Source organism: Exiguobacterium sp. KKBO11 (assembly GCF_001644945.1).
Taxonomy (GTDB): Bacteria; Bacillota; Bacilli; order Exiguobacteriales; family Exiguobacteriaceae; genus Exiguobacterium_A; species Exiguobacterium_A abrahamii.
Window position 1 is genome coordinate 40,210 of sequence record NZ_LUCU01000022.1, and the last position, 14,349, is coordinate 54,558.

General features: G+C 43.4%; 15 protein-coding genes. 14 read left to right on the forward strand and 1 reads right to left on the reverse strand.

Going from position 1 to position 14,349, the window contains the following annotated elements; translation table 11 throughout:
- Window positions 1-11: 11 nt before the first annotated feature.
- The 9 genes from AYO36_RS07165 to AYO36_RS07205 all read left to right on the forward strand — a co-directional run bounded on the left by AYO36_RS07165 (window position 12) and on the right by AYO36_RS07205 (window position 9,388).
- Entirely contained in the window at window positions 12-431 is a 420-nt protein-coding gene (locus tag AYO36_RS07165) for an RrF2 family transcriptional regulator (RefSeq protein WP_055967752.1), read from the forward strand.
- A 53-nt stretch (window positions 432-484) separates the two neighbouring features.
- Window positions 485-1,339 carry an NmrA family NAD(P)-binding protein gene (locus AYO36_RS07170; protein WP_064299966.1) on the forward strand — a complete coding sequence of 285 codons (855 nt, stop codon included), beginning with the start codon at window positions 485-487 and terminating at the stop codon, window positions 1,337-1,339.
- Window positions 1,340-1,756: 417 nt separating this feature from the next.
- Complete coding sequence (locus AYO36_RS17000) at window positions 1,757-1,999, forward strand: hypothetical protein (RefSeq protein ID WP_231884680.1); 243 nt, start codon at window positions 1,757-1,759, stop codon at window positions 1,997-1,999.
- Window positions 2,000-2,032: 33 nt separating this feature from the next.
- On the forward strand, window positions 2,033-2,314 hold the full coding sequence (locus tag AYO36_RS07180; protein WP_064299968.1) for a hypothetical protein: 282 nt from the start codon (window positions 2,033-2,035) through the stop codon (window positions 2,312-2,314).
- 18 nt (window positions 2,315-2,332) lie between these two features.
- Window positions 2,333-2,671: a hypothetical protein gene (locus tag AYO36_RS07185; RefSeq protein WP_064299969.1), complete on the forward strand. Its 339-nt coding sequence runs from the start codon at window positions 2,333-2,335 to the stop codon at window positions 2,669-2,671.
- Between the two features lie 37 nt (window positions 2,672-2,708).
- A complete protein-coding gene (locus tag AYO36_RS07190; RefSeq protein WP_064299970.1) occupies window positions 2,709-3,887 on the forward strand; it encodes a hypothetical protein in 1,179 nt (392 codons plus the stop codon).
- A 236-nt stretch (window positions 3,888-4,123) separates the two neighbouring features.
- Entirely contained in the window at window positions 4,124-6,391 is a 2,268-nt protein-coding gene (locus AYO36_RS07195) for a putative bifunctional diguanylate cyclase/phosphodiesterase (RefSeq protein WP_082874190.1), read from the forward strand.
- A 211-nt stretch (window positions 6,392-6,602) separates the two neighbouring features.
- Window positions 6,603-8,489, forward strand: a complete 1,887-nt coding sequence (locus tag AYO36_RS07200; protein WP_064299971.1) for a DUF4084 domain-containing protein — start codon at window positions 6,603-6,605, stop codon at window positions 8,487-8,489.
- Window positions 8,490-9,034: 545 nt separating this feature from the next.
- Window positions 9,035-9,388 (forward strand): hypothetical protein, encoded by a 354-nt coding sequence (locus tag AYO36_RS07205; protein WP_064299972.1) that lies wholly within the window; start codon window positions 9,035-9,037, stop codon window positions 9,386-9,388.
- Between the two features lie 99 nt (window positions 9,389-9,487).
- On the opposite strand, the gene AYO36_RS07210 is transcribed toward AYO36_RS07205, so the two are convergent.
- On the reverse strand, window positions 9,488-10,204 hold the full coding sequence (locus tag AYO36_RS07210; RefSeq protein WP_064299973.1) for a GntR family transcriptional regulator: 717 nt from the start codon (window positions 10,202-10,204) through the stop codon (window positions 9,488-9,490).
- Between the two features lie 173 nt (window positions 10,205-10,377).
- Here AYO36_RS07210 and AYO36_RS07215 point away from each other — a divergent pair, with 173 nt between their 5' ends.
- The 5 genes from AYO36_RS07215 to chbG are packed head-to-tail and all read left to right on the forward strand — an operon-like array spanning window position 10,378 to window position 14,329.
- A complete protein-coding gene (locus AYO36_RS07215; protein ID WP_064299974.1) occupies window positions 10,378-11,700 on the forward strand; it encodes a 6-phospho-beta-glucosidase in 1,323 nt (440 codons plus the stop codon).
- Entirely contained in the window at window positions 11,697-13,016 is a 1,320-nt protein-coding gene (gene celB / locus AYO36_RS07220; protein WP_064299975.1) for a PTS cellobiose transporter subunit IIC, read from the forward strand. The genes AYO36_RS07215 and celB overlap by 4 nt, the downstream gene beginning before the upstream one ends.
- A gap of 29 nt (window positions 13,017-13,045) precedes the next feature.
- Complete coding sequence (locus tag AYO36_RS07225) at window positions 13,046-13,345, forward strand: PTS sugar transporter subunit IIA (RefSeq protein ID WP_029341536.1); 300 nt, start codon at window positions 13,046-13,048, stop codon at window positions 13,343-13,345.
- Window positions 13,342-13,644: a PTS sugar transporter subunit IIB gene (locus AYO36_RS07230; RefSeq protein WP_047390543.1), complete on the forward strand. Its 303-nt coding sequence runs from the start codon at window positions 13,342-13,344 to the stop codon at window positions 13,642-13,644. The genes AYO36_RS07225 and AYO36_RS07230 overlap by 4 nt, the downstream gene beginning before the upstream one ends.
- Window positions 13,637-14,329 (forward strand): chitin disaccharide deacetylase, encoded by a 693-nt coding sequence (gene chbG, locus AYO36_RS07235; RefSeq protein ID WP_064299976.1) that lies wholly within the window; start codon window positions 13,637-13,639, stop codon window positions 14,327-14,329. The genes AYO36_RS07230 and chbG overlap by 8 nt, the downstream gene beginning before the upstream one ends.
- The last annotated feature ends 20 nt before the right edge of the window (window positions 14,330-14,349 follow it).

Here is a 14,349-nt window from a genome sequence, read left to right on the forward strand (position 1 = left end):
GAGATGCGATCGTGCGGTTGAAACGTGCTACGGAACACGGCTTGCTGACATTACTTTTTTTGGCACACACCTCAAAATCGATGACACGAAGAGGAGAATACGTAAAGACGAGAGACATTTCGCTTCAATGTAACATCTCGTACGAGCATCTTACGAAAATCATTTCAATTTTAGGAAGAGCAGGTCTTTTACGAACCCATGCTGGACGAGAAGGTGGTGTTCAACTCCTTCCATTGAGTCATACTGTCCGGGTCGGAGAAGTCGTCGCATTATTCGAACGTCCGCTTTTCCCGGGAACGCGTTATCAGGTACGTGCGTTAGATCAACTATTAGATGTTGCACTGATTTCATTCTTTAATACGCTCAATCAAGTTACGATAAAGCAATTAGCGGACGATTTACCACCTCACTTTTTCTTAGACATATCATGATTTACTTCTCATCAAACAGCAGTTCAGTCAAGTGTACAGGAAGGACGTTACACATGACGATTTTAGTAACAGGATTCACAGGAAACGTTGGACTAGCCGTCGGTCATGCAATGATGAAGCGACATATTCCCTTTCATGCGGCTGTCGTCGACCCAGCAGCTGCTTCAGAGAAATTCGGCAATGCTTTTCACTATCGTCACCTGGACTACGCCGATATCTCAACGTTTTCACAAGCGTTAAAAGGCGTCGATCAACTCTTTTTGATGTATCCGTCCCAAGTATCAACACGACAGTTCCATCTCTTTCTGCGCTATTTGCGCTTCACCTCAGTCCGGCACATTGTTTATCTCTCGTTCAAGGATGTTCCAGTCTTTCCGCTGACACCTCACCATACGATCGAAAAGATCATTCAAGAGACCGGTATCCCGTTTACGATCATCCGTCCCGGATACTACATGCAAAATTTAAATCTCTTCATGCGTGATGACATCCGTTTTCACGAGCAGATCGTTACGCCAGCTGGTCTTGGGAAGACAAGCATGATCGACATCCGCGATATCGCGACGTTCGTCATCCATTGCCTCGAACATCCTGCTCCCCATTTCAATCGTGTCTATACGTTGCATGGCGAGGAAGTTTTCGGTTTCCATGAGGTCGCGAGTCTGATGACGCTACTCCTAGGAAAGACGATCCGTTACACGAACCCTTCGATTCCATTCTTCCAAATGAAGATGGTTCAAAAAGGATATCCGAAAAGCTACGTCAATGAAGTCATCATGTTACACCTCCCGATTAGTCTTGGACTCACGAAACGAACGAACCGTCAATTCCGCGAGGTGACTGGTACCGAGCCGATTCCTCTAAGTCAATATATTCTCGATTATCAAGCCCACTGGGAGAAGCATTGATTCCTCCATTCTTCGTAAAAGGAAAATGACTTCCTCAAAACCTAGTCGTCTCAAAGAGACACGTGTGCCTCATTCATAATCCCTTCATCCATTTGAAGGGATTTGATAGTTTATTGTGGAAAATGATTCTATATGAAGATTCTTTTGCATGATATATGACTTGATTGATTTTAATTTCCGATTTAACACTATTATTTATTCAATAAAGGAGGAGCTGGTATCCTTAAATTCATTTTGATTGGCTCACTACTTGTCGTGATTGCTTTTTTCATCTATTTTGAGCCATTCCGTATTGAACCCTACGACCCCGACGTCGAAGTAAACGGTAAAGCGATTCCAACTGTCCAAGGTTCTTATTGCTGGTCCAGTTTGTTCAGTGCTCAATGTGCGGACATGATCTATGTGGATGCTTTACACATGACTGAAAAAAGTAAACCCGTCATTGTCTCACCCTCTGACAAAATTCATCTTTCGTTTGATCGTAAACCCGATTCGCTCGAAGTCGTACGCTGGGATTCGAAAACGAAAAGTGAACAGGTTTCATTAAAAAACGACATTCTTATCGCACCTTCTTCTCAAGGTACGTATACCTATGAGGTCGTTGCCGGATGGAACGAACATGGTGACGGTCTATCCGCCTTTTTGATTCAAGTCCGATAAAACCAACCTCACTCAAACAGGAGATGAATAATAATGCGTAAAGGTTTTCGACTCTGGCTACCCTTGCTCTCACTTGTTGTCTGTCTGTTCAATGCCTTCGGCTACGACGACAAAAATATCTTGTTGTTTTTGACGAGCCCTGTTTTCTGGCTTCTTGAATCACGATCCTTTCTTGGAACATGGCTAGATTCCTTCCATGTCCCACTTTTTCTGATCTACATCCTGACCTTGATCAGTTGGTTCTTGATCGGGTTACTGATTGATGTCATTCTTTCTGTTTTGTTTAGAAGATCGTCTAGACGCATCCATGATTAACTGAGGAGGAAAATACATATGGGTCCAACCAATGACATGTGGGTGTGGGTATTATTCTATGCTTTCTTTTTCATCACACTTATCAGTGCAATTTTTGTCGCGATCAAGCATCCATCTTTGAGAAAAGCATCGATTCGAGCGATGTTAGCCATGCTTTTTCTGTGTGCATTATTCATTTGGAACTCCATGTACCGTCTTGACATTACAGAGTTCAGACATTTTTACGAAGGATTGACGACACTGCGACCGTGGGCATGGATGTGTGTCTTCTTATTCGCCTACACATTAAAGTGGTGGTATCTCGTATTTCTTCACACCCGTCGTCCGAGTCCCTCTTCACATGATATGCAGCACTGACTTACGTTTCCGAAAATCTTCGAAGGAGCTATCCGATATGAAATTACATCGATTCGCATCCGTCTTTTGTCTTTCGACCATCGTTTGGACGACAGCGGGTTGTTCCATGATGCAAGAACAAGCAACACCGCGTGTAGCACAAAAAAATGTCGCGTCACCTGAACAAGTAAACACTTCCTTGAAGAAAGCAACGACCGACTCCAAGAACCAACAAGCAATCGAATTAGAAAAGCAATCGGAGCGCGTCACGTTAGGTCAAACGAAAACGTACGACATCTCTTCCTTATTAAGCAAACACCGTGTCTCGATCGATCCACAGTATTCTTATCAAAACCAGATGTTTTACTTGGATCTACAAGAAAATAAGAGCACCATTTATACATACGATACGAAACGACAGCACAACAAAATCGTCCATGCGACGAAGCATGCAATCCCGATGGTGACGGGTACAGGTGCGTTTTTACTATGGGTCGAAACGGAACAACCGACGAAAACAGGTGTAAAATGGTCGATTCGTCAATTGAAGATTACGACAAATCAGGTGACGACGCTCGATACTGGAGAAAGTCGCTTTGATACATCTCCTCCAAAAATCGATGTCACGTCAACTCGGGTTTCCTGGATCACGCAAGAAGCGACTGCACAAAAAACGGTTTCCACGATCAAGTCGTATTCATTAAAAACCGGAAAGATCACACCACTCCAGTCTTTCATCTTAAAAACAGGAAAGGTACGAGACGGTCTATTCACATACGAGCACCGCGATAGCGATGACGGGGTGACTTTATACACGTCTCACTTTAACAACGGAAAGAACGTCCGAGTGCTTGAGACGCTGGATGGTGCCTACAAAAAAGAGATATCCGGATTGATTGATTTCAGTCGCAGCGGTACCTATCTCGCTCTTGGAACAGAAGGCGACGCCATATTCCACCCAATCGGATTGGACGAACAGACGCTGAACTATTCTGCTTCAAGTGCCCAGACGACGATCGACGACATTCAGTTCCTCTCAAATACACAAGTCATCTTCCGCGAAGGCATCCATCAGTTGATGTATGCGGACTTAAAAGCGAAGACCGTCGCTCCTTTAACGGACTTTGAAGAGCTGGTTTCCATTCCTCTGTACCATGACGGTGTACTGGCGTACAGCATCACGAATGGAACGAAAACGACGTACCATCTTGTAAACTTGAAAGCTTCAAATTACTAGACACGACAGTAAAAAAGCTTTTAAATCGTTTAAATCAATAAATATAAAACGATAACAAACTAAATGTAAGCCTAGATCAACTCAATTGGGAGAACTAGGCTTATTTTTAAGTTCTATATTTTTTTAATAGTAGCTATTTTTAAAATCCGAACGACATTAGAACATTACGTTAAATATAAATCCAATATATCCGATACTTATTTGAAAGCTATTTAAACATAAGGGAGGAAAAATCTTTGCGTACAACTATAAGTTATCCCTTCCTTCTGTCCATCGGAATTGGTTTATTGTTTTGGTATGGGAACCATTTTTTTGAAGGATCTGAATGGATGCGATTGGTTCTATTGAACACGGTCCAGTTGTTCGTCGGTATTTTAAGTACGAGTTGGATCATAAAAAGTTATCTTAAGAATGACTCCGCTAGACGTTTTTGGATGTTTTTAGGTCTTGGAGCTAGTTTTTCTACCCTTGGCACACTTGTTTGGATCATCTTACTTGTTACGAATAATGCCCTGGATACACCGGACTTATCATCCTTAACTTGGGTCTGCTCTTACTTTTTCTACTTTGCTGCCCTGTTAAATCAACTTTTGAATCAAACGAGAAAATTTTCAAACTCGGCATTCTTCTTTAATACAATGATTTATATGATAGCCGCGACTTCAATTAGTTATCATTACCTGCTTTATCCACTTTATCAGATTAATCAGCAGTCTTTATGGTACATCGCCCATACATTTCTTTTCCAAATTGCAGATTTAGGAATTCTTTTTTTTATCATCACGCTTTATTATTTAATTCTATTTAACAAACGCAATGCATATTTGACTTATCTCATCATCGGTTTATTTTTACAAGTCATCGGAGATATCACTTTTGCACAATTTACAATTAAAAATAGCTATATATCAGGTGGCAGTGTCGATTTGATTTGGACTATCGCATTATTGTTTATCGGTTACACTGCTCGATATCATGAAAAAGAGCCAAGACAAGAAAGTATGATTGATCCATTTGCTCTTAATGTATCAACTAAAAAAGAATTTATCTTTCCTTATTCGAGCATCTTGATTCTCTCTATCCTAATGATGCAAAGTTATGCCTGGAATTTAAATGCCTTAAGTACAGGATGGATCATGATTTTTCTTCTTATCATTATTAGACAAGCTTTTACTGTCATGAAAAATAGTGAATTATTAGCTGAATTAAACCAAATTGCATATATCGATCCATTAACAAGCTTAGGTAATCGTGCATCTTTTTTACAAGACACCAAAAATACCCTTAAAGATGAACACACACCGCTTGCCTTCATATTGCTTCAAGTAGAACGGGTGCGAATGTACACAGATATTTTCGGGCATCATGTCGGTGAACAGATCATGAAAGAAGTATCTTTCCGTTTAAAACATGTACTGAAAGAGAATTTTAAAATGTATCGGTATAGTGAAGATGAGTTTATGATTGTGCTTCTGAAAACAGAAAGATCTAGTATCACTGTAATGAATGAAAAAATATTCATTCACCTTGCAGCTCCTATCCGTTTGAAGGAGCTAGAATTGAATATTGTAGCGCATGGTGGTGTCAGTGTATTTCCTGACCAAAGTTTGACTATCGAAGAAATACAGGCTCATACAGCTGAAGCTCTTTATCAAGCTAAACAGAATGGAAATTACGCATTTGTTTACTATGGAACTGAACTTCAATCCAACTTAGTACGAAAGCTTGAAATTGAATCCTATTTACGAAATGCGATACGTGAGCAACAATTAAGCGTCTACTATCAACCTAAAGTCAATCTTCGTTCTGGGAGAATCATTGGTATGGAAGCATTGCTCCGTTGGCATCATCCAAAGTTCGGATGGATTTCACCAGCTGAGTTCATTCCAATCGCTGAAGAAGCAGGTCTTATCAATGAAATCGGAGAGTGGGTCCTATTTACTGCGACTTACCAAAGTAAACAACTTCAGCATTTAGGATTCGAACCTTTGCTTCTATCGGTCAACGTTTCTGTTCTTCAATTCCAAAGTCCAAACTTCTGCCAGCGTGTCAGCGAGATTCTCGAGGAGACATCTCTTGACTCGCAGTGGCTCGAGCTTGAGATTACAGAGAGCATTGTTCAAAACATCAAAGAGAGCGTTTCGATTTTGCAATGTTTGAAGACCTCGCAGATTAAAACATCCATCGATGACTTCGGAACAGGGTATTCGTCCTTGAATGTGCTCGAGCAACTTCCGATAGATACATTGAAAATCGATAAGTCGTTCATTGATCGCCTGACTTCTAATCAGAATTCTCCTATGGTCAAGACGATCATTGAGCTTGGTTTGAATCTGAATTTAAACGTCGTTGCGGAAGGTATAGAAACGATTGAGCAAAAAAAGATTCTCACTTCCTACGGTTGTACGATTGGTCAAGGCTATCTATTTTCACGTCCAATCGATTTTGACGCATTCGTTACATTACTTCAAACACAAGATGTATTGAAGACCACACCTCTCTAAAAATTTTAAAGTGCATGATGTAGATGACGTTTGATCGTTTATGTCATGCACTTTATGATTGCGATTTATTTTTATACCTTTCTCTTAAGGAATACTTTTAAGATGCTCTGTCTGATTAATCAGTATAGACCTGTTTTATAAACAAATTCTGTTCAAAAAATAAGCTCATTGTATACTAAGTGAATATGATAAGAAGGAGTAAAAGAATAGCATGTTTAAACAACCTAAAAGCTTTATCCTAATCATTCTACTCTATGCTTTAGGCTATTATGGATGGATTTTTACTTTTTCTGATTCTCCCTCTCTTGAAGCACTAGGGGGAAATATCTTTTCGATTTCAGGATTGTTGATTGCCCTTCTCTATTTAAAGATTGCTATCAAATGGGCTGATTCAAACGATCGTAAGTTTTGGTTACTTATCGCTTTCGGCACCTTTTGGTATTTAATCGCCGAATTGATTTGGTTTTTCACAGAAAGTATTTTCCACAAAAATGTGGCGTTTCCAGGATGGCCAGACGTGTTTTACATTCTTCAAGTGCTGTTCCTACTTTACGCTCTGACATACAAAATTTTAAAGGATGCAGCAATACAGCAACGCATTTCATTTTTATTCGATGTCTTGATCATTTTAGTCGTTGCGAGTACGTTTTCTTGGCACTTTTTGATCGAACCTATTCTGGATACGAGCATGGCAACCATCAATGCTCTCATTGTCTCTCTCATCTATCCTTTGGGAGACTTGGGTATGTTAGTCGCCGCTTCCTTTTTATTTTTTAATCTTACGCGTAAGGATAAAAGTTTATCCATGTATCTCATTATTGCAGCCGTCACGATACAAGCAATCGCTGACTCTGTTTACTTGTATTTGATTGCCCAAGACACGTACATCTCAGGTAGTTTAATTGACCCCTTGTTCATCATAGCAATGATTCTTTTAGCTTATGCGGGTCTTCAACATCAGCCAAATACTATAAGTACAAAGTCAGCGACTCAACCCGAAAAGTTAAATATTTTTCAAATGCTAACGCCTTATGGAGGAGTCTTGATTCTGTTCGTCTTCATGGGTTTTCACTCCCGTAGTTTCGATATCGTGACAGTTGGTTCAGGACTTTCCATTTTACTCGTCATCACCCGACAAGTCTTAATTATTATCGAGAATCATAAATTAGTCCGTCGCTACTACGATCAAGCACAAACGCTTGAATTAAGCGAAGAACGATATAAATCCTTGTTTGAATACCATCCAGATCCAGTGTATTCAACTGATCTTAAAGGTCAATTCGATAGTGCGAATACTGCCTGTAGCAATCTTTTAGGTGTCTCTAAAATCGAATTGATGGGTCAAAATAGCCTTCGATACGTCAAAGATACACACCGGATGACAGTCTCAAAAGAATTGAAAGAAGTATTTAAAGGTATGCCACGAAGCTATGAAACCGTGGTTGAAAATGCACTTGGTTCCAGTACGTATATGAACATCACCAATGTTCCAATCATCGTCCAAAACGAAATTGTAGGAATCTTTGGTATCGGTAAGGATGTGACTGAAATGAAACGAAATGAACAACGTATTCAATACCTTGCCTATCATGATGCACTGACCGGACTGTTTAATCGTCTTGCATTCGAGGAACGACTTTCAACGCTTATCACATCTGATTCACCTCATCCTACATCAAATGTGTCGCTATTTTTCATGGATTTAAATCAATTCAAAACGGTCAACGATACACTTGGACACGATGTCGGTGATCAATTATTGAAATCTGTTGCGAAAAGACTACAATCATTTGAAATGGATTTTGACATGATGGCGCGACAAGGCGGCGATGAATTTACATTACTTTTAAAGGACGTTAGATCATACGAACAACTTCATCGTATGGCAAATCAGTTGTTGAGCACGTTACAAGCACCTTATGAGATTGCCAATCATACGATTTCTTGCCCGCCAAGCATCGGTATCTCCTGCTATCCGACGGATGCCTTGAGTATGCTCGAGATGCTCCAACATGCGGATATCGCCATGTATCGTGCGAAAGACATTCCATCAGGAAGCTACGTTCTTTATGACGAACTTCAACATATGCCGAGTTAAAAAATTATTAGTCTTGGATATAGACTCTTTAGAATATGAAACCAGCACCTGATTATTTATCAGATGCTGGTTTTTATTAATTGATATTATATTTAATAAAAATAGTGGTTCGCTAATTCATCTTAAAATGTAAGAAGTATACAGTTATGAATGTAAACATTCGTCAATTGTCTCATCAGGAAAATCCTCCGATGAATTTTTTGCTAGTGGCAGAACCCTCATATAAGATAGTCAAACGTCTAGATTTCGAATAATCGGTGTCGATACGAACTACTTCTTGAGGTACTACAAAAAGGAAATCATTGAAAACGGAATCCGGTGCACGGATATGATCCGATTATCTCAAAACCTATGAAAATTCAGCATCCTTTTTTGAAAAGCATGATCTTATCGTTTGTACCAGAATCCATCTATAAAACTCCATTCAAACTCTTTGAACAATCATGATTGATGCCTTGATAAACGATTCACCTCAAATAATATTGCAAAAAATGTATTCACACCCCATAATATGAACATACGTTCTTATTATAAGGAGGTCCATCATGCAGCACCTTCAAAAAGAAATGACTCATCCGGTGTCGTTATCCACTATGAATCCGCTTATTTACCTCTCCATCGATTCATCCGTTATTCTTCATCATGGTTCTTCCATTTCTGCGCCTTATAGAATGGAAGTCATGTTATTCATCGCTTTACGGGAAAGATTGTCCTTAAAACTACTTCCTCCCCATCATTCCGGTGGCGCTGCAGAACTTGTCTACATAGAAGAAGTCGACTTCGAGAGTCGACAGTTGACGCTATTTCATGTGAACGATTCGTCATTGTCCTATCATCGCTACGTCGAAAACGATTACTTACTCTCCGAACAGCCTCAACTATTACTTAGCATAATGTGAGTTGGAACAAAATGATGACGTCAAAAAAGGTTGAATCCATTTCGATGTGTGAATGGATTCAACCTTTCTTCGCGCTTCTCTACAACAACGCTATTTCATTTATCGATACGAACGTTCAATTACGAAGTTCGTCTTATCCCCGCGGAAGTAGGATCGTGAATATTCAATGATCCGACCTTCCTGATCCTCTGTCACCGTCTCGATATAAAAACATGGCGCATTGATCGGACATTTGAGATGACTACTGATGGATTCATCCGCAAGGACGATTTCGAGTGACTCCGTCGTTTTCGCCACTTGGATATTGAAGACCTTAGATAGCGTATCAAACAACGAATGTTCTGCTTGTTCCTTCGTGATCCCTGGAGCAATCGACCACGGGATGAATGAGATCTCATATTGTGTCGGTTCACCGTCAGCATGACGAATCCGTTCAATCTTCTGGATGGGTGCTTGATCTTCTACAGGAAAGACTTCCGTTAGGACGTCGGTCGCAGAGACGACGGATAATTGAATCAAAGACACCTCGCCCCGCTTACCTTGCACCGCTAACTGAGCGGCGTAATTGTTCGGTGTATGCGACAAGGTCTGCCGAACTTTTTTACCGGCGACGAACGTCCCACGCCCTTGCTGTCGAATCAGATACCCTTCAAGCGTCAACTGGTTCAATGCCCCCCGAACGGTCGTCCGACTAACATCGAACTCTTCACAAAGTACATACTCCGTCGGGAATTTTTTCCCTTCTTCGTAATAGCCTCTCTTGATTCGCGACAGTAACTCTTCCTTGATTGCCGTCTGTAACGTCGATTGCGACATACCCCCACCTCTTCCTCTAATCCTTTGTGCCTTTATTGTGATACAGACATCATACAAATGCAAATACAAATCATAATTTGTTTTATTTGTATTTTTATATTGCTCTAAGTTGTATTATTTGTTACATTTGTTACAACAAAAAGAAATCGCTTTCATAAGGAGGAATTCACAACATGCCACTCAAGGTCGTCATCATCGGTGGAGGCTCCAGCTATACACCGGAAATCATCGAAGGATTCATTCTACGTCACCACTCCTTTCCGGTCGATGAGGTCGTGCTCGTCGATATCGAAGACGGAAAAGAGAAGCTCGAAGTCGTTGGTCAACTCGCACAACGGATGATTGACAAGTCTAACGTGAAGATCGCACTTCGTTGGACACTCGATCGAAAAGAAGCGCTCCGCGGAGCCGACTTCGTCTCGACGCAAATCCGAGTCGGTGGTCTTGCGGCACGTGCGCTTGACGAGCGCATCCCACTGAAGCACGGCTTCATCGGACAAGAGACGAATGGGGCTGGCGGTATGTTCAAGGCGTTCCGGACGATTCCTGTCTTGCTCGAACTCGCAGACGAAATGGCGGAACTTTGCCCCAACGCCTGGTTAATCAATTTCACCAATCCTGCAGGAATCGTGACCGAGGCACTTCTAAAACATTCCAAGCATCAGAAGGTGATTGGTGTCTGTAACATCCCGTTCAACATGCGGAACTCCGTCGCTGAAATCCTGCACGCCCCCGTCGAGCACGTCTCGATCGAATTCATCGGATTGAATCACTTCATCTTCGGTCGACAAGTCTTGGTGAATGGTGTGGACCGGACGGCAGACGTTCTTGCTGCATTGCGTCAAGGGAATGACTACTCACCAGCGAATATCGTCGGACTCGGCTGGTCGGAGTCGTTCCTGAATTCAATTAAAATGTTGCCGAACCCGTACCATCAGTATTATTTCCAAACGCGTGACGTGCTCGCTAAAGATTTACAGGCTTACGAAGAGAACGGGACACGCGCTGAAGTCGTCCAAAAAGTCGAGCGCCGACTGTTCGAGCAATACCGAGACGTATCGCTCGATGTAAAACCGAAGGAGCTTGAGCAACGCGGTGGAGCCTACTACTCGGATGCAGCATGTAATTTAATGGACTCGCTCTATAACGACCGTGGTGATATCCAAACCGTCAATACGCTGAATCAAGGAACGATCCGTGACTTACCGGAAGATGCGGTCATCGAGGTCAACGCCGTCATCACAAAAGCCGGACCGCGACCTCTGTCGATCGGTAGCTTACCACTCCACGTGCGTGGACTGATCACGAACTTAAAGACATTCGAGCAACTGACGATTCAAGCCGCCATCTCCGGGAAGTATGAGGATGCTTATCTCGCTGCCCTGATGAACCCATTGATCCAAGACGAAAAACGGATCGACGCTTTACTTGAAGAGCTGTTTCGCGCGCATCACCCGTACTTACCCCAATTCCAACTTAAGGAGGTTCTCTCATGAACAAGTTCATTGAAATCGCCGGACGGATCGGTTCCCAGCGCCATCTCGTCGCCATCCGTGACGGGTTCGTCTCCGTCATGCCGCTCATCATCGTCGGTTCGCTCGCGATCCTGATCAATAACTTCCCTACCATCCAGCTCGGCAGCTGGTCGCTCGACTTCGTCGGCTCGATGAACAACGCTTTTGGTGAAGGCAGTTGGCAACGGCTCGGTGGAAACATCTGGAATGCCTCCTTCGCGATCCTCGGCTTACTAGTCGCTTTCTCGATTGCCTATAACTTGGCACGGTCCTACGATATCGACGGTCTTGCCGCTGGTATCCTGTCGATCGCGTCTTATGTCATGCTTGTTCCAGTCACGAAAGACTGGGGACTTAGCTTCGCTTGGCTCGGCGCACAAGGCTTATTCGTCGCCATCATCGTCTCGCTCCTCGTGACGGAAGCGTTCCGCCTTCTCATCCATACGAAGCTGACGATCCGGATGCCGGAGGGGGTGCCCGGTGGTGTCACCCGATCGTTCCAAGCATTGATTCCTTCGATGATCATCTTGACGGTCGTTGCTGCGATCCAGTTGTTCATTCAAATAAAACTCGAACTCAGCATCTTCGAAGTCATCTTCAAGGCAATCCAACAGCCACTTCAAGGTTTCGGTGATTCGCTTGCCGCTGGTCTGATCATCGCTTTGTTGAACCATGTCCTCTGGTTCTTCGGTCTACACGGCACGAACATCATCGGGTCGGTCATCGAGCCAATCTACCTGCCGCTGATTGAACAAAACTTAGCTGCATTTCAAGCTGGCGCCTCCGCCTACGACGTCCCGTACACGGTAACGAAACCGTTCCTCGATGCGTTCGTCTTCATGGGTGGCTCTGGTACGACGTTGTCACTTCTACTCGCCATCTTCATCGTCGTAAGGAAACAACGTAATCATCCCTATCATCAAGTCGCTAAGCTATCTGCTCCAGCCGGGCTGTTCAACATCAATGAACCGGTCATCTTCGGTATGCCGATCGTGCTTAATCCAATCATGTTGATTCCATTCATTCTCGCACCGGTCGTCTTGACGGTCGTCTCATATGTCGCACTATCAACTGGAATGGTTCCAAAGACGGTCGCCATCGTACCATGGACGACACCACCGATCATCAGTGGGTACCTTGTCACCGGTGGCAGCATCCGCGGTGTCCTGCTTCAGGTGTTCAACTTGACGCTCGCGACACTCATTTACATCCCGTTCGTCGTAGCAGGAGCACGCGCCATGACTGCCGAAATCAATCGAAACAAAGACAGCATCCACGAAGGAGAGAAAATCAGTTGAAGACAGAATCAATCCAACAACTATCGTTCATGATCATCTTACATGCCGGAAATGCACGCTCGAGTGCTTTTGAGGCGATTGCTGCTGCCAAACGCAGTGACGAAGCACTTGTCCAAGCGAAACTCGAGGAAGCAGAGACTTCGTTTCTTGAGGCACACAAACTTCAAACGGAACTTTTGCAAGAAGAAGCACGAGGAACGAGCAACGAGATGAGTGTCCTACTTGTCCACGCTCAAGATCATCTGATGACGGCGATGACGGTCAAGGAACTGGCGACCGAGATGATCGACATGATCACTAAAATCAATCGACTGGAGGAAACGAAATGAATATCTTACTCGTCTGCTCAGCAGGCATGTCCACTTCAATCTTAGTAGAAAAAATGCGGACGGAAGCCGTAGCACGAGGGCTTGACGCAACGATTGAAGCAGTACCCGAATCGCGACTAAAGGAACATACGACGATGGACGTCATCTTGATCGGTCCGCAAGTCCGCTACCTCGAGAACAAAATCCGTACAGCAGTTAACGTGCCGGTTGCTGTGATTGACAACATGGCATACGGGTTGATGAAGGGCGATCAAGTGCTTGATCAAGCACTCTCGCTGACTGGCACGGCACATGCCTAAGACGCGTGTAATCGTCAATGCTGATGATTTCGGTTTGACGACGGGTATTAACCAAGGCATCATCGAGAGTCATCTTTACGGTCCCGTCAATTCGACGACGCTGATGATGAACGGACATGCGGTCGAAGAAGCTGTTCGACTTTCTCAGCAACACCCGGACCTGCATGTCGGCGTACATCTCGTGCTCTCTTGGGGAAAACCGCTCGCTTCGACAAGTCAGTCGTTAACAAAGGAGGACGGGACGTTTCGTTTCACGAGTCGCTTTTTGAAGGAAGAGCCACCGGATCCTAAAAACGTCTACCTGGAATGGAAAGCCCAGATTGAAGCTTTTCTTGCTACCGGGCTGTCGTTGCATCACTTAGACAGTCACCATCATATCCACGGCTGGTCCGCGATCGATTCCATCATCGTCGATCTCGCTAACGAATATCAAACGACGTTCCGTGCTGCGGGGAACGAGAAGCACCGGGATCTCTGGCTGACGAATCGCTTCGATGAGCGGTTTTATGGAGAGGGCGTTTCGTTTGCGACACTTGATTCAATCACACCCGGTTCATCCGTTGAGGTCATGGTGCACCCTGCCAACATGGATGCGCTACTTCCAAGCGTCACGTCTTATGTGAATCAGCGACTCGTCGAGAAAGATCTTTTAACGAGATATACTCCACCGGATTGGTGGACATGAAAAAACATCCCTACTGCCTT

What these genes read in the sequence shown, in the direction of transcription:
- celB (WP_064299975.1), top strand. Translation starts at nt 11,697, where the DNA reads ATGAACAAGTTCATTGAAATCGCCGGACGGATCGGTTCCCAGCGCCAT.
- AYO36_RS07205 (WP_064299972.1), top strand. Translation starts at nt 9,035, where the DNA reads ATGCAGCACCTTCAAAAAGAAATGACTCATCCGGTGTCGTTATCCACT.
- AYO36_RS07225 (WP_029341536.1), top strand. Translation starts at nt 13,046, where the DNA reads ATGATCATCTTACATGCCGGAAATGCACGCTCGAGTGCTTTTGAGGCG.
- AYO36_RS07210 (WP_064299973.1), bottom strand. Translation starts at nt 10,204, where the DNA reads ATGTCGCAATCGACGTTACAGACGGCAATCAAGGAAGAGTTACTGTCG.
- AYO36_RS07215 (WP_064299974.1), top strand. Translation starts at nt 10,378, where the DNA reads ATGCCACTCAAGGTCGTCATCATCGGTGGAGGCTCCAGCTATACACCG.
- AYO36_RS07190 (WP_064299970.1), top strand. Translation starts at nt 2,709, where the DNA reads ATGAAATTACATCGATTCGCATCCGTCTTTTGTCTTTCGACCATCGTT.
- AYO36_RS07170 (WP_064299966.1), top strand. Translation starts at nt 485, where the DNA reads ATGACGATTTTAGTAACAGGATTCACAGGAAACGTTGGACTAGCCGTC.
- AYO36_RS17000 (WP_231884680.1), top strand. Translation starts at nt 1,757, where the DNA reads ATGACTGAAAAAAGTAAACCCGTCATTGTCTCACCCTCTGACAAAATT.
- AYO36_RS07200 (WP_064299971.1), top strand. Translation starts at nt 6,603, where the DNA reads ATGTTTAAACAACCTAAAAGCTTTATCCTAATCATTCTACTCTATGCT.
- AYO36_RS07180 (WP_064299968.1), top strand. Translation starts at nt 2,033, where the DNA reads ATGCGTAAAGGTTTTCGACTCTGGCTACCCTTGCTCTCACTTGTTGTC.
- AYO36_RS07185 (WP_064299969.1), top strand. Translation starts at nt 2,333, where the DNA reads ATGGGTCCAACCAATGACATGTGGGTGTGGGTATTATTCTATGCTTTC.
- chbG (WP_064299976.1), top strand. Translation starts at nt 13,637, where the DNA reads ATGCCTAAGACGCGTGTAATCGTCAATGCTGATGATTTCGGTTTGACG.
- AYO36_RS07230 (WP_047390543.1), top strand. Translation starts at nt 13,342, where the DNA reads ATGAATATCTTACTCGTCTGCTCAGCAGGCATGTCCACTTCAATCTTA.